We start from the raw sequence: 17,306 nt of genomic DNA, 5'->3' as shown, positions 1-17,306 counted from the left end.
GGGGCGACGGCGCTGTCGCGGGCGGCCAAGGCCGAGCCCGACGGCTATACCATCGTCATTGGCAACAGCGGCACCAATGCCGCCTCCTACACGATCTATCCGGATCTGAAATACACCAACGCCGATTTCGCGCCGGTCGGGCTCGTCGCCAAGACTTCGCCGATGATCGCGCTGAAGCTCGATTTCCCGGCCAAGACGCTGGCGGAGTTCGTTGCCTACGCCAAGGCCAATCCCGGCAAGGTCAGCCTCGGCCATGCCGGCGTCGGCTCGTCGAACTATCTGATCTGCCGGACCTTTATCAAGGCGTCGGGCGTCGATGTCGCGCTGGTCAGCTATCGCGGGGCGGGGCCGGCGCTGAACGACCTGATGGGCGGCCAGATCGACGGCGTCTGCGATGCGGCGACCTCGCTGTCGGGGGCCGTTCAGGGCGAGAAGGTGAGGGCGCTCGTCGTGGCGACGCCGGAGCGGCTGGCGAGCCTGCCTGCCGTCCCGACCTCGGCCGAGGCCGGTCTGCCGGCCTTCCAGGCGCAGGGCTGGAACGCCATCTTCGTGCCGAAGAACACGCCGGAGCCGGTGATCGCCAAGCTCAACGCCGCGCTGAAGACCGCTCTGGCCAGCCCGAACCTGCAGGACCGCTTCAAGACCCTGTCCTCGGTCGTGCCGACGGCGGAAGAGGTGACGCCGGCCTTCGTGGCCAAGATGGTGCCGGCCGAGATCGAGAAGTACCGGCTGCTGCTGCAGGACAAGTAGGGCGCTGAGCCCTGCCGCAGGGGCGCGGCTGGAAATCGCCCTCGCATCGGCCTATCTCTCGCGACGAGTCGCGCCGTCGCAGAGGAGACGCCAGATGCAGCGCAAGGTCATCTCGAGCCGCGGGCTTCTGCTCGCGGCGGCGCTGGCGGCGCTGCCCGTCGCGGTGTCGCCCGCGGCCGCGCAGACGCCGCTGCGGCAGGTGCCGGAGACGCGGCAGGAGATCTCGCTCTCCTTTTCCGGCGTCGTGAAGCGCAGTGCCGGCGCCGTCGTCAACGTTTATGGCGCGCGGGTCGAGAAGCAGCCGCGCAACCCCTTCATGGACGACCCCTTCTTCCGGCGCTTCTTCGGCGACCGGGGTTTTGGCGTGCCGCAGGAGCGCGTGCAGCGCTCGCTCGGCTCGGGCGTGGTGGTCGATGCGAGCGGGCTCGTCGTCACCAACAACCACGTCATCGAGGGCATGAGCGAGGTCAAGGTCGCCTTCGCCGACAAGCGCGAGGTCGAGGCGACGATCCTGCTGCGCGACCCGCGCACCGATCTCGCCGTGCTCAAGCTGAAGTCGGCGAAGGATCTCGTCGCCATCGAGCTGGCGGATTCGGACAAGGTCGAGATCGGCGATCTCGTGCTCGCGATCGGCAACCCCTTCGGCGTCGGCCAGACGGTGACGCAGGGCATCGTCTCGGCGCTGGCGCGCACCCAGATCGGCGTCGGCGACGCGCAGTCCTTCATCCAGACCGACGCCGCCATCAACCCCGGCAATTCCGGCGGCGCGCTGGTCGACATGCAGGGCCGCGTCATCGGCATCAACACGGCGATCTTCTCGCGCTCTGGCGGCAGCCACGGCATCGGCTTCGCGATTCCCGCCGCGATGGTGCGGGTCGTCGTCGAGAGCGCGAAGAGCGGCGCGAAGACCGTCCGGCGCCCCTGGTTTGGTGCCAGGCTGCAGGCGCTGACGCCGGATGTCGCCGACGGGCTCGGCCTCGACCGGCCGGCCGGCTCGGTGGTCGCCGGCGTGGTCGAGAAGGGTCCGGCGGCGGAGGGCGGCCTGCGCCGCTCCGACGTCATCCTGGCGGTCGACGGGGTCGCCGTCGACGATCCCGAATCCTTCGGCTACCGCTTCGCGACGCGCCCGCTCGGCGGCACCACGACGCTGACGGTGCTGCGCGGCGGCAAGCGCGTCGTGCTCCCGGTCAAGCTCGTGCCCGCGCCGGAGCTGCGCCCGCGCGAGGCGATCACCCTCGGCGGCCGCAGCCCGCTCGCGGGGCTTACGGTGATGAACCTCTCGCCCGCGGTCGCCGAGGAGCTGGCGCTGGACGCCGGCACGGATGGAGTCGTGGTCGGCGAGGTCGAGGAGGGCAGCACGGCGGCCCGCATCGGCTTCCAGAAGGGCGACATCATCCAGGCCCTCAACGGCGAGCGCATGGACACATCGCGCGAGGTCGAGGCCGCGCTGAAGGAGCGCCGCCGTGCGTGGGAGGTGACGATCTCGCGCGGCGGCCAGAGCGTGACCTCGGTCTTCCCGGGGTGAGCGATCTCTTCGCCGCCTCCGGGCTCGACAAATCCGGCCCGCGCCCGCTCGCGGACCGGATGCGGCCGACGACACTGGGCGAGGTCGCGGGTCAGGAGCACCTGACCGGGCCGGAGGGCGCGCTGACGCGGCTGGTGCAGTCGGGCTCGCTCGGCAGCCTGATCTTCTGGGGTCCGCCCGGCACCGGCAAGACGACGGTGGCGCGGCTGCTGGCAGGACAGGTCGATCTCGGCTTCGAGCAGATCAGCGCGATCTTCTCCGGCATCGCCGATCTCAAGAAGGTGTTCGAATCGGCGCGCGGGCGCCGCCTCGGCGGCAAGGGCACGCTGCTCTTCGTCGACGAGATCCACCGCTTCAACCGCGCCCAGCTCGACGCCTTCCTGCCCGTGATGGAGGACGGCACGATCACGCTGGTCGGCGCCACCACCGAGAACCCGTCCTTCGCGCTCAATGCCGCGCTGCTCTCGCGGGCGCGGGTGCTGACCTTCAAATCGCTCGACGAAGGCGCGCTGCTCTTCCTGCTCGGCCGGGCGGAGCTTTTGGAGAACCGGGAGCTGCCGCTGACGCCGGAAGCCCGGCTCGCGCTGGCCCGCTTCGCCGATGGCGACGGGCGCGCCGTGCTGACTCTGGCCGAGGAGTTGTGGCGCGCCGCCAAGCCGGGCGAAATCTTCGACGAGGCGGGGCTGAGCGAGGTGATCCAGCGCCGCGCGCCGATCTACGACAAGGCGCAGGACGGCCACTACAACCTGATCTCGGCCCTGCACAAGACGATCCGCGGCTCGGACCCGGATGCGGCGCTCTATTATTTCGCCCGCATGCTCGATGCCGGCGAGGACCCGCGCTTCCTGGCGCGGCGGCTGGTGCGGATGGCGGTCGAGGATATCGGGCTGGCCGACCCCCAGGCGCTGGTCCATGCCCGCGCCGCCGCCGAGACCTATGAGCAGCTCGGCTCGCCGGAGGGGGAGCTCGCGCTCGCCAACACGGTGATCTACCTCGCTACCGCGCCGAAATCGAACGCCGCCTACAAGGCCTACAAGGCGGCCCGCCGGGTCGCCGCCGAGCGCGGCTCGCTGATGCCGCCCAAGACGATCCTGAACGCGCCGACCAAGCTGATGAAGCAGGAGGGCTATGGCGCGGACTACGCCTATGACCACGACGCGCCCGACGCCTTCTCCGGCCAGGACTACTGGCCCGACGCGCTCGGCCGCCAGCTCTTCTACGACCCGCCCGAACGTGGCTTCGAGCGCGAGATCCGCAAGCGGCTGGAGTATTGGGAGAAGCTGAGGCTGGAGCGCGGGGAGGGGTGAGAGGCGGCCCGTCGCCATTTGATCGACCGCAAGGCGTTGGCGTGCGTCGACCTTAAATTGGCGACCCGCGCCCACCCCCGGGCTGCGCGGGTGCCTCCCTCATGATCTCTCTCATCGCCCGGGCTCTCCTGATCGTGCCCTCGCTGATCGCGGGCTGGTTCGTCTCGGAGGAGGACGTCGCCTACTGGATCGTCGCCTTCGCGATCGGGCTGGTCTTCCTTCTGCTGACCATCGCCTTCGAGCTCTATGTGCATCCGCTGCTGCGGCGAGGGTCGAAGGGGTAGGGGGCGGGGTCGAGCAGCCTCAGCCCTCATCCTGAGGAGCGCTCGGAGAGCGCGTCTCGAAGGATGGTCCAGCTGGTGACGGAGTCTCCTGGATCATCCTTCGAGACGCCGCTTCGCGGCTCCTCAGGATGAGGGCTGGTGGGTCCGGGCAGCGCTGCGGCGCGGGCTCAGCTGCCCTCAGAACGACCGCTCGATGAAGAGCTGGGCCGAGAGCTGGCGGCCGCCGAGGCTGGCGGCCAGGGTGCGGCCGGCGAAGGCGATGTTCGTCCAGGCGATCGAGCCTTCCAGCCCCGCCTTGAAGCCGTCCACCGGCGTCCAGACCAGATTGGCGCTGGCGCGGTCGATCCTGAGCTTGCCGCGGCTGGCATTGGTGAGCGGCACGCTGAGCTGGTAGCGGCTGACGAAGAGATTGCTGGCGAGCTCGTCCGTCCATTCGCGCCGTGCCGCGAGGACGCCGGAGAAGCCCCGGCTGGAGTCGCTCGGCGTGATGACCTGCCGGACCACCGTGGCGTCGAGCGAGGAGCCGATATAGGCGGCGGCGTCGGTCGCGCTCGCGATCTGCGCCGTGATCTCGCCGGGGCGGCCGAGGATCGGCAGCTCATAGGTCGCGCCGAGGATGCCGGCCCGCCCGAGGCGATGCGGCGAGCCCGCGACATCGCGCAGCGCCCCGCCCAGATGCAGCGTCAGGGCGCCCTGCGTATAGGTCAGGCGGGCGACACCGTCGGGCACGCGGCCGTTGGTGACGGGAATCGAGGAGGTCGTCGCGAGCGTCGGGTCCTCCAGCGCGAGCGCCAGGTTCCAGCGCTCGGTGAGGTCGCGTTCCCAGGCGATGAGGCCGACATTGCGGCCCGGCAGACGGGCGCTGAAGGCGAATTCCTCGCCGGTCCAGAAGCTGAAGCGCGAGCCGGAGAGGCCGAAGGTCATCGTGCCGAGCATGACGATCGCCTCTTCCACCAGAATGCTGTCGGGCTCGCCACCGCCGGGGCGCAGCGACATCTCGAAGGCGGAGCCGACGCGCAGGCCGGAGGCTAAGTCCATCGCCGTCTCGAAACGCAATGACGAGGTCGTCGGCCAGGAGAAGGCGGGCGCGGGCTGCGACGCGCCGGCCCGGGGAATGCGGTAGCTATCATATTGCAGCCCGGCGGTGACCGAGCCGGTGATGGCCAGGCAGGTGGCGGAGCCGGGCAGGATCAGGCCCCGGACGTCGTCCTCGTCCTCGTCGTCTTCGTCTTCACTCTCGTCGTCGTCCGCGTTGTCATCGCCCGATGCGTCCGGCTTGGCCGCCACGGTCTCTGCGGGCGCCGGGAACAGAGGAGCGATGTCGGGCGGGCGGATCACGCAGGCGCGGGCGAAGGCCGGCGGCTTGCCGGCGGGCAGGCGCGGCGCGGCGGCCGCGACCTCCGCGAGCAGGACGGTCCCGAGCGCCAGCAGCAGCGCGCGCAGGACGCCGCCTTGCGCCATCGTCGTCGCGGCTCGCCTCCGCATCGCCCGTCTTCGCCCCCCGGCCGGTCGTCCCGCTCCTACACCTTTCAGACGGACCGCGCCCCGGCAAGGCCCCGATTTCGTTTGTGCGGCCGGCATGGGCTGGCTATTGCAGGTCGATGACCTCCACGCTCCTCGTCTTTTTCGGCGCCGGCCTCGGCGGCGTGCTGCGGCACGGCGTCAATCTCGTCTCGCCGCGCTGGTTCGGCACCGGCTTTCCCGGCGGCACGATGCTGATCAACATCCTCGGCTCGGCGCTGATGGGTGTGATCGCGGGCTGGCTCGCCTTCAGGACGGAGGCCGGCTGGTCGCAGCATGCCAGGCTGTTCCTGACGACCGGCATCCTCGGCGGCTTCACCACCTTCTCGGCCTTCTCGCTCGACGCCGTGCTGCTCTGGGAGCGCGGCGAAACCGGGCTGGCTGTGGCCTATGTGCTCGGCTCCGTCATCCTCTCGCTGGCGGCGCTGCTCGCCGGCCTCGCACTCGTCCGGAGCCTGTCATGAGAAGCGGTGGCAAGGGAACGGGCGGCAAGGGAACGGGAGCCGGCCCCCGGCGTGGCGGCCGTCCGCCGGCCGCTGGCGCCCCCCGCGGGCCCGGGGGCAAGACCAGGCGCCCGAGCCATGACGCCCGCCGCTCGGCGCAGGCCGCGGCCCGCGCCCGGCCCGAGCGCGAGGAGGCCGAGTTCGACACCACGCTGACGCGCAACCCCAAGCCGCATCATCCGGCGCCGCGCGCGGCCGGGTCGCGACCCCCTGCCGCGAAACCGGCCACCCCGCGCCGGGCGCCGGTCAGCGAGACGCCGACGCGCGCCGAGGTGAAGGCGGAGACGGCGCAGGTGCTCGCCACCGGCGTTCAGCAGCTCGTGGTGACCGCCGACGAGCACGAGATGCGGATCGACCGCTTTCTCGAAAGCCGTTTTCCGCAGCTCTCCTTCAGCCATATCCAGCGCATCGTCCGGAAGGGCGAGTTGCGGGTGAACGGCAAGCGCGCCGACAGCAAGGACCGGCTGGAGGAGGGGCAGACGGTGCGCATCCCGCCGCTCAAGCTCGAGCCACAGGAGAGCCGCCCGCGTTCGGCCAAGGCGGATGGCGATACGCTCGAGTTCTTGCGTTCGATCACGCTCTACGAGGACGAGGACGTCATGGTCCTCAACAAGCCGGCGGGGCTGGCCGTGCAGGGCGGCTCGGGCACGACGCGCCATGTCGACCAGATGCTCGACGTGCTGACCGACAGGAGCGGGCAGAAGCCGCGTCTGGTCCACCGGCTCGACAAGGACACGGCCGGCTGCCTCGTCATCGCCAAATCGCGCTTCGCGGCTGCGACGCTGGCCAAGACCTTTCGCTCGCGCTCGGCCCGCAAGGTCTACTGGGCGCTCGTGGCGGGCGTGCCGCGCGTGCGCCAGGGCCGGATTTCGACCTACCTCGCCCGCGAGGAGGCCTATGACGGCGACCAGCGCATGGCGGTGGCCAAGCATGGCGAGGACGGCGCGATGCATGCCGTGACCTACTATGCCGTGGTCGAGACGGCCGCGCAGAAGCTCGGCTGGCTCTCGCTCAAGCCGGTGACGGGGCGCACCCACCAGCTGCGCGCGCACGCCGCCCATATCGGCCACCCGATCGTAGGCGATCCGAAATATTTCAACATCCAGAACTGGGAGCTGCCCGGCGGCATCCAGAACAAGCTGCATCTGCTGGCGCGGCGCATCGTCGTGCCGCATCCGCGCGGCAAGGGCACGATCGACGTCAGCGCGCCGCTGCCGCCGCATATGCGCCAGTCCTGGAACCTGCTCGGCTTCGACGACGCGCCTTACGACCCGATCGTGGACGCGCCGGACGAGTGAGCGCCGAGGGGCGAAAGAGAACGATTGCGGAACAAACGAAATTGTGTTTTTGTTTTGTTCCCATCCCTCCGACGCTGGTGCTCCGATGATCCGTTGCGCGTTCCTGCTGGCTGGCCTCGTTCTCACCGCTTCCATCTCCACTTCCGCGTTGGCGCAGAGCCCGGCTCCCGCGCCGGCGCGCGTCGCTTCCGCGCCCGCCGACGAGCCCGTCCCTCGCGCCGAGCGCGCCAAGGCGCGGCAGGACTGCGTGGCCGAGCATGTCGCGCTCTCGGGCGATGATCTGCGCGCGGCGATGCGCGACTGCATGCAGGCGAAGTTTCCCGGCGTGCAGCTCTATGCGCGCGACGGCGTGACCCGTGACGGCAAGCCGACGGCGGTGGCGGCCAGGGCCGCCTGCAAGGCGGATGTCGATGCGCGCGGTTTGACCGGCTCGCCGCGAACCGCCGCGCTCGTCGCCTGCTTCAACGAGAAGCGCCCGGACCTCGCCCAGCGCGCCGAATGCCGCAAGGACGCCCGCGGCAAGGGGCTCGACGGCGAGGAACTGCGCAAGGCGGTGGATGCCTGCGCGCGCGAGGCGCGCTCCTGAGCGGCCACCGCAGGGCCGGGCGGCGTGGGTACCGGTGGATCGCGACTGCGATTCCCGCTACAGCGCCGCCATGGACCTCATTCTCTTCGACCTCGACGGCACGCTGATCAACTCCGAGGCGATCCTGCTGGCGGCCCAGCAGGAGACCTTCGCGCGGCACGGGCTCGCCCATCCGGGGCGCGAGGCGGGTCTCGGCGTCGTCGGGCTGACGCTCGACTTCGCGCTGATGCGGCTCGGCGGGCTGACTGCCCCCGATGCGGCGCTGGCGGCGACCTATAAGGAGGTCTTCGGCGAAATGCGGCTTCAGGCGCAGGCCGATGCCGCGCTCGACGAGCCGCTCTTCCCCGGGGTCTCCGAGACGCTGGCGGCCCTGGCCGGGATGCCGGGCGTCCAGCTCGGCATCGCCACCGGCAAATCGCGTCGCGGGGCCGATTACATCGTCGAACGGCATGGCTGGCAGGGCCTGTTCGCAACGATCCAGACCGCCGACGATGCGCCCTCCAAGCCGCATCCCGGCATGATCCTGCGGGCGATGCAGGAGACGGGCGCGCAGCCCTCGCGGACCGCGATGGTCGGCGACGCCTCCTTCGACATCGAGATGGCGGTGGCGGCCGGCGTCATCCCCGTCGCAGTGTCCTGGGGATTCCAGCCGGTGTCGACGCTGGTCGCGCTCGGTGCGCGGCATGTGCTGGATCGCTCCACCGATCTGCCAGGGGTGCTCGGGCTGACAAAGGCCGTCGCTGCCGACGAGGCGGTGTGACCTCGAGCGTCAGGCTCGGGCTTGACCCGAGCCTCTCGGCAGCCGGCGCTCGTCCGTGGCGAGAGTCTCGGATCCGCGCTTCGCTTCGCCCGAGAATGACCGCTCGATGGGGCCGCCGGTACCGGATGCGCCAGCGTCCAGTAACATCCTCGCAACCACATCCGCTCAGCGCCGTTTAACCTGAACACGCGTTCAGGTTTGCGCGTTAACCACCTGCTGGCGGGTCTCGATCCATGGTGTTCCTACAACAGGAACGGGCCGGCATAAAACAACGCCGGACAGGGGTCGAGCAATGATGGGTCATGAGCTTCGCGAATTCGTCGACCAGGTGATGGATCGTCTGGCGATCACGGACGAAGACGTCGCTGTTCTTCAGCGCGACATCCTCGCGGACGTTGTCCTGACCCGCGACGTCATCGATGTCCTCGTGGCGCTGGATCGGGCCGTGCCCCAGCGCTGCGAGGCCTTCGGCGACGTGCTCGTCGCGGTCGTCGTCGATTTCGCGGTCTGGCAGAACCGCCCGACCGGCGTGATCGACCGCGACAAGGCGCATTGGCTGGTGACGACGCTCTCGGCCGGCGAGGGGCCGACTGCCACCGCCCGCCGCATCGCCTTCGAGATCGTGCGCGAGGCCGAGCGCTGCGACGAGGCGCTGATCGGCTTCGCCCTCGACAAGGGCCATGCCAAGACGATGCCGGCCTGGCCCGAGCGCGTGCTGCTGGCGAGCTGATCGCCGAGGCGCAACCCTGCTTCGCCCGCCGATCCCCGACTTTCGCATCGGTGGACGGCGGCTTCGCCCTCCCATACATCCGGACCCGGATCGCGGTGCGTAGCGGCGCCGTGGTCCGGGTTTCGCCATGACGGCTGTGCGAAAAACCGGTAGCCGGTTTCCCGCGACATGCTCTAACTGGCGTGAGGGCAGGTCGCGCGAGCCGCTCGGCTCGGGCCGGCATGCCTCGGACTCGTCGACGACCGGGGGAGGCGCCACGCATGTTCTCGAAGATCCTGATCGCGAACCGCGGCGAGATCGCCTGCCGTGTCATCAAGACGGCGCGGCGCATGGGCATCAAGACAGTCGCGGTTTATTCGGATGCGGACCGCGACGCGCTCCATGTCGAGATGGCCGACGAGGCCGTGCATATCGGTGCGGCTCCCGCCGCCCAGTCCTATCTCGTGATCGAGAAGATCATCGCCGCCTGCCAGCAGACGGGGGCGGAGGCCGTGCATCCCGGCTACGGCTTCCTCTCGGAGCGCGAGGCCTTCGCCCAGGCGCTGAAGGACAACGGCATCGTCTTCATCGGGCCCAATCCCGGCGCGATCGCGGCAATGGGCGACAAGATCGAATCCAAGAAGGCGGCGGCGGCCGCCAAGGTTTCGACGGTGCCGGGCTTCCTCGGCATCATCGAGAGCCCCGAACACGCCGTCACCATCGCCGACGAGATCGGCTATCCCGTGATGATCAAGGCCTCGGCCGGCGGCGGCGGCAAGGGCATGCGCATCGCCCATTCGGCCGGAGAGGTGGCTGAGGGCTTCGCCCGCGCCAAGTCGGAGGCTGCGTCCTCCTTCGGCGACGACCGCGTCTTCGTCGAGAAATTCATCGTCGATCCGCGCCATATCGAGATCCAGGTGCTGGGCGACAAGCACGGCAACGTCATCTATCTCGGCGAGCGCGAATGCTCGATCCAGCGGCGCAACCAGAAAGTCGTCGAGGAGGCGCCGTCGCCGCTGCTGGACGAGGCGACGCGCCGCAAGATGGGCGAGCAGGCGGTCGCGCTGGCGAAGGCCGTGAACTACGATTCCGCCGGCACGGTCGAGTTCGTCGCCGGCCAGGACAAGTCGTTCTATTTCCTCGAGATGAACACCCGCCTCCAGGTCGAGCACCCGGTGACGGAGATGGTCACCGGCATCGACCTCGTCGAGGAGATGATCCGCGTCGCCTCTGGCGAGAAGCTGCGGCTTAGCCAGGCCGATGTGAAGCTGAACGGCTGGGCGGTGGAATCCCGAGTCTATGCCGAGGACCCGACGCGCAATTTCCTGCCCTCGACGGGGCGGCTCGTGACCTATCGCCCGCCGGTCGAGGGGCCAGATGGCGATGCCATCGTGCGCAACGACACCGGCGTCTACGAGGGCGGCGAGATCTCGATCTATTACGACCCGATGATCGCCAAGCTCGTCACCCATGCGCCGACGCGCGAGGCGGCGATCGAGGCGCAGGGCCGCGCGCTCGATGCCTTCGCCATCGACGGCATCCGCCACAACATCCCCTTCGTCTCGGCGCTGATGCATCATCCGCGCTGGATCGCCGGCAACCTCTCGACCGGCTTCATCGCCGAGGAATTTCCCGAGGGCTTCTCCCTGCCGGTGCCCGAGGGCGAGATCGCGCTGCGCCTGGCGGCGATCGCGATCGCCTGCGACCACAAGCTCAACCAGCGCAAGCGCGCGGTCAGCGCCCAGATGGAGGGCTGGCGCCGCGTCGCCTTCGACCGGACCCGGGTCGTGCTCATCGGGGCCGAGCGCTTCGAGGGGCAGGTCGGCGAGCAGGGCGGGGCGGTGATCATCGATTTCGGCGCCCGCAGCGTCACGGTCTCGAGCGAGTGGCGGCCGGGCCAGCCGGTCTGGCAGGGGACGCTCGACGGTGTCGCCATCGCCGCGCAGATCCGCCCGATCGCGAACGGTTTCGCGCTCGGCCATGCCGGCGCCTATGCGGATGCCGTGGTGCGCACGCCGCGCGAGGCGGAACTCGCCGCGCTGATGCCCGAGAAGGTCGCGGCCGACACCGGCAAGGTGCTGCTCTGCCCGATGCCGGGCGTGGTCAAGGCGATCTCGGTTGCGGTCGGCCAGGAGGTCAAGGCGGGCGAGGCGCTCTGCATGGTCGAGGCCATGAAGATGGAGAACGTGCTGCGCGCCGAGAAGGACGCCACCGTCGCCAAGATCCTGGCGAAGGAGGGCGAGTCGCTGGCGGTCGACGCGGTGATCATGGAATTCGCCTGAGAGGGGGCGGTCCAGGTCCGAATCTGCGCGGGTTCGTCTTGGTCGGGCTTGTCCCGACCATCCACGTCTTCTTCGATCGAGGGCGGTGTTTGAAGACGCGGATGCTCGCCACAAGGGCGAGCATGACGCGATTGCGGAGGTTCACATGCTGACGATCTGGGGGCGGATCAGCTCCATCAATGTTCAGAAGGTCGTCTGGGCCGCCGGCGAGGTCGGCCAGAGCTTCGAGCGCATCGATTGCGGGGGGCCGTTCGGCGGGCTGCGCGAGCCGATGTTCCTGGCGAAGAACCCCAATGCCCAGATCCCGGTGCTCGAGGACGGTGACGTCTGCATCTGGGAGTCCAACAGCATCGTGCGCTATCTCGCCGCCCGCTATGGCGCGGGCTGGATCTGGGAGGAGGATCCGGCGCGCCGGGCCGATGCCGATCGCTGGCTCGACTGGATGCAGACCTCGCTGCAGCCGGCGCTGATGCCGGTGCTGTGGGGGCTGGTGCGCAAGGTTCCCGAATACACCGCGCCCGAGATCGTCGCGGCCGGCGTCGCCAAGGCCGAGGCGCTGATGGCGATCCTCGACCAGCATCTCGCGGAGCGCGGCTTCCTCGCCGGCGAGCGCTTCGGCATGGCCGACATCGTCGTTGGCTGCGGGGCGCATCGCTGGTTCAACATGCCGGTCGAGCGCATCGCGCGGCCGCATGTCGAGCGCTGGTATGCGGCCATCGCCGCGCGACCGGCGGCCGGCCCGGCTCTGCCGCTGCCGGTCACCTGATGGTGAGGCGGCGGCGGCTTGATCGCGGCGTGGCGGCTGGCAAGATACCGGTCATGTCCGCACCCGTCCTCGCCCTGCTGTTCATCGCCGTTGGTCTCGGCCTTGCCCCCGCGGCCGCCCAGACCGGCCCGACGCTGGCGGCCGACCGCGCCCTGCTCGCCACCTGTCTGCGGGAGAACCCAGCCGCGGCGGGGTCCTGCATCGGCTCGGTGGCCGTGGCCTGCGTGGTCGCGGCCGGGGCCAATCGCCAGGCGGCGGAAGCCGGCTGCGCCCGGCGCGAGGAAGCGGTCTGGCGCGAGAAGCTGGTCCTGGCGGTGCAGCAGAGCGGCCGGCCCCTCGATGCCGGCCAGCGCAGCCGCCTCGTGGCGCTGCAGATGTCCTGGGAAGGCTATGTCGCGCAGAAATGCGCCTTCTATGCCGCCACCCAGCGCGAGGCCCTCCAGCCCGGCCGGCAGGCCGGCTGCGAACTGCGCGAGGTGGCCGCCCGGGCGCTGGAACTGGAGCGTGCCGCCCGGCCGCAGGCGCCGGCGCGGCGTCCGTCCCAGCAGCCGCCGCAGATCATCCGCTGAACGGCGTTAGCGGCCCGTCAGCTTTCACCGGGTAGAAGCGGCCGGTCGCCCGAAGCCTGAAAGCCGCCCATGTTCTTCGTTCTCTCCAAGATGGTCTGGTTCGTCCTTTCGCCGGTGAACCTCGCCATCCTGCTGGCGTTGCTGGCGGCGCTGCTGGCCTTCACGCGCTGGGCGCGGGCGGCGCGCTGGCTCGGCGTGGCGTCGCTCGGCTTTCTGGCGCTGATGGCGTTCAGCCCGCTGCCGCGGCTGGTGATGTGGCCGCTGGAGAACCGCTTTCCGCAGCAGCCGGCCGAGAAGGGGCCCGTCACCGGGATCATCATCCTGGGCGGGGCGATCGGCGTCGCCCGCGGCGACGTGGTGCTGACGAGCGCCGCCGCGCGGATGACCAAGGCGGTCGAATTGGCGCGGCTGCATCCGCAGGCGAAGATCGTCTTCACCGGAGGCGCCGCCAATCTGATCTCGCCGGTGACCAAGACCGAATCGGATGGCGCGAGCGTGCTGTTCGAAGGGCTCGGCCTGCCGCGCGAGCGAATCCTGCTCGAGGACAAGTCCCGCAACACCCGCGAGAATGCGCTCTTCACCAAGCAACTGGTCGATCCGAAGCCCGGCGAACGCTGGCTGCTGGTGACCTCGGCCTGGCACATGCCGCGCTCGATGGGCGTGTTCCGCAAGGCGGGCTTCGCCGTCGAGGCTTTCCCGGTCGACTACCTGACCGAGGAGAAGGCATCCGAATTCGTGCGCGTCTCGGGGCGGGCGCCGCGCGGGCTGATGATCGCCGACGACGGGTTCAAGGAATGGGTCGGGCTCCTGGCCTATCGCCTGGCCGGCTATACCGACGCGCTGTTTCCGGGGCCGTGAGGGGCTATTCGCCCTCCGGCAGCTTCAGCCGGTAGACGCCGCGGAAATCATCCGGATCGACCGGGCGGCCCTTGCGGGTGATGACGACTTTGCCTTCCTTCATCAGCCGGACCGCGGTGCGGCGGATCGGCTGCATCAGCGGGCCCCAGCCGTCGGGATGATCGCCGCCGAGCGCGCGCGCGGCTTCCGAGGGGCAGATCGTGCGGCCTTCGCCGCGCTGCGCGGCCAGCGTCAGGATCGTGGCTTCCAGCTCGGTCTCGTCGGGTTTCGTCATGGCTGGGACTTCTTCAGGGCTCGGACTTGGCCTGCGTCGTGTCCGGATAGCGGAAGACGCGGGCGGCGTCGGAAGCGAACTGGCGCCGGTACATCGCGATCAGCACGGCGCCGGTGAAGAGAATGAAGGTCGTCGGACCCAGGAACCAGCCCATATAGGCGAGCGCGAAGAAGAAGGCGCGCTGGCCGCGGTTGAAATGGCGCCCGCCGGCGACGTTCATCTCGATCGCCTCATGGACGGCGCGCTGCGCATCCTCCGGATCATGGTTCTTGGCCGGCGGCAGCGAGCCCAGCAGGATGACGCAGTAGTTGAACAGCCGGTAGCTCCAGGCGAATTTGAAGAAGGCGTAGCCGAAGATCAGGGCGAGCCCGATGACCTTGAGCTCCCAGACGGCGCGCGTCGGCACCGTGCCGAAGGGCAGGTCCGAGAACAGCGCCACGACCCGATCGGTCGATTGCAGCAGCGTCAGCGTGCCGCCGATGGCGATCAGCGAGGTCGAGGCGAAGAAGGCCGTGCCGTTCTGCAGGCCGTTCATGATCTGCGTGTCGACGATGCGGTTGTCACGCCCCATCGATTCGCGGATCCAGCGGGCGCGACGCAGATTCATCCGCATGTTCAGGCTCTTGCCGGCGTGTGGACCCATCTCCACGGCGAAATGGTAGCCGATCCAGGCCGCCGCGAAGAAGGCGGCGCCGATGATGTCGAGCGTTCCGAATCCGATCATTCTTATCTCCGGCGCGCACAGTGCGGCGCGGGCGCGGGCGCGGCAAGGCGCGATTGACGCAGGCTGCGGCAATGGCCACGGTGCCGCCCGTTTCAGGGAAGGAGGCCGGCCGTGCCGCAGACCATCACCAAGGGCTACAAGGCGTTGCTGGCCGAAGCCGAGGCCGTCGTCGAGACGCTGAGCGTCGAGCAGGCGCAGGCGCTGCTGGGGCGCGACGACGTCGTCTTCGTCGATCTGCGCGATCCGCGCGAACTGGAGCGGGAAGGGCGGATGCCCGAGGCGTTCCACTGCCCGCGCGGCATGCTCGAGTTCTGGATCGATCCCGAGAGCCCCTACGCCAAGCCTGTCTTCCAGCAGGACAAGCGCTTCGTCTTCTTCTGCGCGGGCGGCTGGCGCTCGGCGCTGGCGGCGAAGGCCGCGCAGGAGATGGGGCTGAAGCCGGTGGCGCACATGGCCGGCGGCTTCGGTGCCTGGAAGAAGGCCGGCGCGCCTTTCGATGCGGCCGAGCCCCGCGATCCGGCGTCGAAGGCGACCGCGTGAGCCCGGTCAACGTCTTCGTCATCCTGCTGGTCGTCGCCTTCCTGTTCCGCAAGCCGCTGGGCCGTCTGTTCAACCGCCAGTTCCCCGACCGGGCGAAGCGTCACCGCATCGTCGGCACGATCATCGCCGGCTTCCTGCTGGTGATCGCGGTCAGGCTCGTGGCGCTGCTGTGGAAATAGGGCTGGGCCCTATTTCGGGGCCAGGGCACGCGGCCTGACGCCAGGAACCGGCCCTGGTGGCAGCGCGGGCTCCGCTGCGGGCGGCGTCTTCAGATCCAGAGTCGGCTTGCTCAGAAAACGATTCAAGCCGGCTACGTAACTCTCTGGCAGGGCCCAGTGTTGCGCTGCGGCGATGACGGTTTCCATATAGCCGGGCTTGGGCCGGCCGGGATCGCCCGAGCGGCCGATATAGACGAGCGCCCGCTTGGCGCCGCCGGGCACGATCACCGGCTGGCTGATCTTGACACAGAGCCCGCTGGCGAGGTCCTCGAACTTGTCGAGCGTGCGGATGTCGCCCAGCGAACAGTCCCAGAGCACGCCATGGACTTCCTCGCGCGGGTCGCGAACGACGGAGGCGTAGCCGTCGGTGGTGACGAGGAAGCGGTGGCGCGGCAGGCGGGCGAGGCCCAGCGGCTTGGAGCGCGGGCAGCGCTGCGCCATGCCGGCGGGGTCCATGTTGAGGCCGTAGGCGAAGTAGAGGGGCATTCGAGCCTCGCGTCATTCTCGGGCGGAGCGAAGCGCAGACCCGAGAATCTCGGGCCGAACGAAGCGCCTGCTGTCCTCTCGTCCCGAGATGCTCGGGTCAAGCCCGAGCATGACGGCGTGTGGCCGTCATTTCGTCTTCTGGAACAATTCCCGCCCGATCAGCATGCGCCGGATTTCGCTGGTGCCGGCGCCGATCTCGTAGAGCTTCGCATCACGCAGCAGGCGCCCGGTCGGGTAGTCGTTGATGTAGCCGTTGCCGCCGAGTAGCTGGATGGCATCGAGCGCGATCTGGGTCGCCTTCTCTGCCGCGATCAGAATCGCGCCGGCGGCGTCCTCGCGGGTGGTCTCGCCGCGGTCGCAGGCCTTGGCGACGGCATACACATAGGCCTTGCAGGCGTTCATCATCACATACATGTCGGCGATCTTGCCCTGGACGAGCTGGAACTCGCCGATCGCCTGGCCAAACTGCTTGCGCTCGTGGACATAGGGCATGACCACGTCGAGCGCCGCCTGCATGATGCCGAGCGGGCCTGCCGCCAGCACGACGCGCTCATAGTCGAGGCCCGACATCAGCACGTTGACGCCACGGCCGACGCTGCCCAGCACGTTCTCCTCGGGCACCTCGCACTCCTCGAAGACCAACTCGCAGGTGTCGGAGCCACGCATGCCGAGCTTGTCGAGCTTCTGGTGGGTCGAGAAGCCCGTCATGCCCTTCTCGATCAGGAAGGCGGTGATGCCCTTGGAGCCGGCCTCGGGATCGGTCTTGGCGTAGACCACCAGCGTCTCGGCGATGGGTCCGTTGGTGATCCACATCTTGTTGCCGGTGAGGACGTAACGGTCGCCCTTCTTCACCGCCTTCGTCTTCATCGAGACCACGTCCGAGCCCGCGCCGGGCTCGGACATGGCGAGCGCGCCGACATGCTCGCCCGAGATCAGCTTGGGCAGGTATTTCGCCTTCTGGGCGGCGTTGCCGTTGCGGGCGATCTGGTTGATGCAGAGATTGCTGTGGGCGCCGTAGGAGAGGCCGACCGAGGCCGAGGCGCGGGAGACCTCCTCGATCGCCACGACATGCTCGAGATAGCCGAGCCCTGCTCCCCCATCCTCCTCCTTGACCGTGATGCCGTGGAGGCCGAGCGCGCCCATCTGCGGCCAGAGATCGCGCGGGAACTGGTTGGTCTGGTCGATCTCCTGGGCGCGTGGCGCGATCTTCTCCTGCGCGAAGCCGTGGACCGTGTCGCGTATCGCGTCGGCGGTCTCGCCGAGGTCGAAATTGAAGGGGCGGGGCGCATTGGCGAGCATGGTGACCTCCCGAGGGGCCGGCGCGGCGTCGGCGTCCGGCGTTTCCT

General features: G+C 69.4%; 20 protein-coding genes. 15 read left to right on the top strand and 5 right to left on the bottom strand.

Annotation, left to right across the window (positions count from 1 at the left end; genetic code table 11):
• From AX750_RS06560 to AX750_RS06545, 4 genes are all read left to right on the top strand, one after another.
• Positions 1–750: tripartite tricarboxylate transporter substrate-binding protein (locus AX750_RS06560; RefSeq protein ID WP_067253785.1), on the top strand; the 750-nt coding region annotated here is incomplete at its 5' end.
• Between the two features lie 94 nt (positions 751–844).
• On the top strand, positions 845–2,275 hold the full coding sequence (locus AX750_RS06555) for a Do family serine endopeptidase (RefSeq protein ID WP_067253783.1): 1,431 nt from the start codon (positions 845–847) through the stop codon (positions 2,273–2,275).
• Positions 2,272–3,582, top strand: coding sequence for a replication-associated recombination protein A (locus AX750_RS06550; RefSeq protein WP_066724140.1), 1,311 nt, complete (start codon positions 2,272–2,274; stop codon positions 3,580–3,582). Before AX750_RS06555 ends, AX750_RS06550 begins: the two co-directional genes overlap by 4 nt.
• A gap of 101 nt (positions 3,583–3,683) precedes the next feature.
• Positions 3,684–3,866 carry a hypothetical protein gene (locus tag AX750_RS06545; protein ID WP_066724137.1) on the top strand — a complete coding sequence of 61 codons (183 nt, stop codon included), beginning with the start codon at positions 3,684–3,686 and terminating at the stop codon, positions 3,864–3,866.
• A gap of 177 nt (positions 3,867–4,043) precedes the next feature.
• Here the strand turns inward: AX750_RS06545 and AX750_RS06540 are convergent, their stop codons facing one another.
• Positions 4,044–5,351 (bottom strand): hypothetical protein, encoded by a 1,308-nt coding sequence (locus AX750_RS06540; protein ID WP_067253779.1) that lies wholly within the window; start codon positions 5,349–5,351, stop codon positions 4,044–4,046.
• Positions 5,352–5,467: 116 nt separating this feature from the next.
• Here AX750_RS06540 and crcB point away from each other — a divergent pair, with 116 nt between their 5' ends.
• The 9 genes from crcB to AX750_RS06495 all read left to right on the top strand — a co-directional run bounded on the left by crcB (position 5,468) and on the right by AX750_RS06495 (position 13,718).
• Complete coding sequence (gene crcB / locus AX750_RS06535) at positions 5,468–5,851, top strand: fluoride efflux transporter CrcB (RefSeq protein ID WP_066724132.1); 384 nt, start codon at positions 5,468–5,470, stop codon at positions 5,849–5,851.
• A complete protein-coding gene (locus AX750_RS06530) occupies positions 5,848–7,188 on the top strand; it encodes an RluA family pseudouridine synthase (protein ID WP_066724130.1) in 1,341 nt (446 codons plus the stop codon). Before crcB ends, AX750_RS06530 begins: the two co-directional genes overlap by 4 nt.
• An 85-nt stretch (positions 7,189–7,273) precedes the next feature.
• Complete coding sequence (locus tag AX750_RS06525) at positions 7,274–7,774, top strand: hypothetical protein (RefSeq protein ID WP_066724127.1); 501 nt, start codon at positions 7,274–7,276, stop codon at positions 7,772–7,774.
• Between the two features lie 70 nt (positions 7,775–7,844).
• Positions 7,845–8,534 carry an HAD-IA family hydrolase gene (locus tag AX750_RS06520; protein WP_067253776.1) on the top strand — a complete coding sequence of 230 codons (690 nt, stop codon included), beginning with the start codon at positions 7,845–7,847 and terminating at the stop codon, positions 8,532–8,534.
• 295 nt (positions 8,535–8,829) lie between these two features.
• Positions 8,830–9,264, top strand: coding sequence for a hypothetical protein (locus AX750_RS06515; protein WP_067253773.1), 435 nt, complete (start codon positions 8,830–8,832; stop codon positions 9,262–9,264).
• A 260-nt stretch (positions 9,265–9,524) separates the two neighbouring features.
• Positions 9,525–11,525, top strand: a complete 2,001-nt coding sequence (locus AX750_RS06510) for an acetyl/propionyl/methylcrotonyl-CoA carboxylase subunit alpha (RefSeq protein ID WP_066719143.1) — start codon at positions 9,525–9,527, stop codon at positions 11,523–11,525.
• 145 nt (positions 11,526–11,670) lie between these two features.
• Positions 11,671–12,291, top strand: a complete 621-nt coding sequence (locus AX750_RS06505; protein WP_066719146.1) for a glutathione S-transferase — start codon at positions 11,671–11,673, stop codon at positions 12,289–12,291.
• Positions 12,292–12,344: 53 nt separating this feature from the next.
• The gene (locus tag AX750_RS06500; RefSeq protein WP_066719149.1) at positions 12,345–12,860 is read left to right on the top strand and encodes a lysozyme inhibitor LprI family protein; all 516 of its coding nucleotides are present in this window, start codon (positions 12,345–12,347) and stop codon (positions 12,858–12,860) included.
• 69 nt (positions 12,861–12,929) lie between these two features.
• On the top strand, positions 12,930–13,718 hold the full coding sequence (locus AX750_RS06495; RefSeq protein ID WP_066719151.1) for a YdcF family protein: 789 nt from the start codon (positions 12,930–12,932) through the stop codon (positions 13,716–13,718).
• Between the two features lie 4 nt (positions 13,719–13,722).
• Here AX750_RS06495 and AX750_RS06490 read toward each other — a convergent pair whose 3' ends face one another.
• Both AX750_RS06490 and AX750_RS06485 read right to left on the bottom strand, forming a co-directional pair.
• A complete protein-coding gene (locus AX750_RS06490; RefSeq protein WP_066719153.1) occupies positions 13,723–13,992 on the bottom strand; it encodes a DUF3253 domain-containing protein in 270 nt (89 codons plus the stop codon).
• Positions 13,993–14,005: 13 nt separating this feature from the next.
• Positions 14,006–14,716 (bottom strand): DUF599 family protein, encoded by a 711-nt coding sequence (locus tag AX750_RS06485; RefSeq protein ID WP_066719155.1) that lies wholly within the window; start codon positions 14,714–14,716, stop codon positions 14,006–14,008.
• 111 nt (positions 14,717–14,827) lie between these two features.
• Here AX750_RS06485 and AX750_RS06480 point away from each other — a divergent pair, with 111 nt between their 5' ends.
• The gene (locus tag AX750_RS06480) at positions 14,828–15,256 is read left to right on the top strand and encodes a rhodanese-like domain-containing protein (protein ID WP_066719158.1); all 429 of its coding nucleotides are present in this window, start codon (positions 14,828–14,830) and stop codon (positions 15,254–15,256) included.
• Positions 15,253–15,435 (top strand): hypothetical protein, encoded by a 183-nt coding sequence (locus tag AX750_RS06475; protein ID WP_066719160.1) that lies wholly within the window; start codon positions 15,253–15,255, stop codon positions 15,433–15,435. Before AX750_RS06480 ends, AX750_RS06475 begins: the two co-directional genes overlap by 4 nt.
• 9 nt (positions 15,436–15,444) lie before the next feature.
• On the opposite strand, the gene AX750_RS06470 is transcribed toward AX750_RS06475, so the two are convergent.
• Positions 15,445–15,960, bottom strand: a complete 516-nt coding sequence (locus AX750_RS06470; RefSeq protein WP_082735456.1) for a gamma-glutamylcyclotransferase family protein — start codon at positions 15,958–15,960, stop codon at positions 15,445–15,447.
• Positions 15,961–16,086: 126 nt separating this feature from the next.
• Positions 16,087–17,259 (bottom strand): isovaleryl-CoA dehydrogenase, encoded by a 1,173-nt coding sequence (locus AX750_RS06465; protein ID WP_066719161.1) that lies wholly within the window; start codon positions 17,257–17,259, stop codon positions 16,087–16,089.
• Positions 17,260–17,306: the final 47 nt, after the last annotated feature.

The organism is Methylobacterium sp. CCH7-A2, assembly GCF_001557075.1.
GTDB classification, from domain to species: Bacteria; Pseudomonadota; Alphaproteobacteria; order Rhizobiales; family Beijerinckiaceae; genus Allobosea; species Allobosea massiliensis.
The sequence above is the reverse complement of the archived record's forward strand: the minus strand, read 5'-3'. Positions and strand labels throughout refer to the sequence as shown.

Bases quoted from the DNA above. Each gene is read 5' to 3' on its own strand.
- AX750_RS06470 (WP_082735456.1), bottom strand. From the start codon at position 15,960: ATGCCCCTCTACTTCGCCTACGGCCTCAACATGGACCCCGCCGGCATG.
- AX750_RS06530 (WP_066724130.1), top strand. From the start codon at position 5,848: ATGAGAAGCGGTGGCAAGGGAACGGGCGGCAAGGGAACGGGAGCCGGC.
- AX750_RS06500 (WP_066719149.1), top strand. From the start codon at position 12,345: ATGTCCGCACCCGTCCTCGCCCTGCTGTTCATCGCCGTTGGTCTCGGC.
- AX750_RS06545 (WP_066724137.1), top strand. From the start codon at position 3,684: ATGATCTCTCTCATCGCCCGGGCTCTCCTGATCGTGCCCTCGCTGATC.
- AX750_RS06505 (WP_066719146.1), top strand. From the start codon at position 11,671: ATGCTGACGATCTGGGGGCGGATCAGCTCCATCAATGTTCAGAAGGTC.
- AX750_RS06540 (WP_067253779.1), bottom strand. From the start codon at position 5,351: ATGCGGAGGCGAGCCGCGACGACGATGGCGCAAGGCGGCGTCCTGCGC.
- AX750_RS06525 (WP_066724127.1), top strand. From the start codon at position 7,274: ATGATCCGTTGCGCGTTCCTGCTGGCTGGCCTCGTTCTCACCGCTTCC.
- AX750_RS06515 (WP_067253773.1), top strand. From the start codon at position 8,830: ATGGGTCATGAGCTTCGCGAATTCGTCGACCAGGTGATGGATCGTCTG.
- AX750_RS06485 (WP_066719155.1), bottom strand. From the start codon at position 14,716: ATGATCGGATTCGGAACGCTCGACATCATCGGCGCCGCCTTCTTCGCG.
- AX750_RS06510 (WP_066719143.1), top strand. From the start codon at position 9,525: ATGTTCTCGAAGATCCTGATCGCGAACCGCGGCGAGATCGCCTGCCGT.
- crcB (WP_066724132.1), top strand. From the start codon at position 5,468: ATGACCTCCACGCTCCTCGTCTTTTTCGGCGCCGGCCTCGGCGGCGTG.
- AX750_RS06490 (WP_066719153.1), bottom strand. From the start codon at position 13,992: ATGACGAAACCCGACGAGACCGAGCTGGAAGCCACGATCCTGACGCTG.
- AX750_RS06495 (WP_066719151.1), top strand. From the start codon at position 12,930: ATGTTCTTCGTTCTCTCCAAGATGGTCTGGTTCGTCCTTTCGCCGGTG.
- AX750_RS06465 (WP_066719161.1), bottom strand. From the start codon at position 17,259: ATGCTCGCCAATGCGCCCCGCCCCTTCAATTTCGACCTCGGCGAGACC.
- AX750_RS06520 (WP_067253776.1), top strand. From the start codon at position 7,845: ATGGACCTCATTCTCTTCGACCTCGACGGCACGCTGATCAACTCCGAG.
- AX750_RS06555 (WP_067253783.1), top strand. From the start codon at position 845: ATGCAGCGCAAGGTCATCTCGAGCCGCGGGCTTCTGCTCGCGGCGGCG.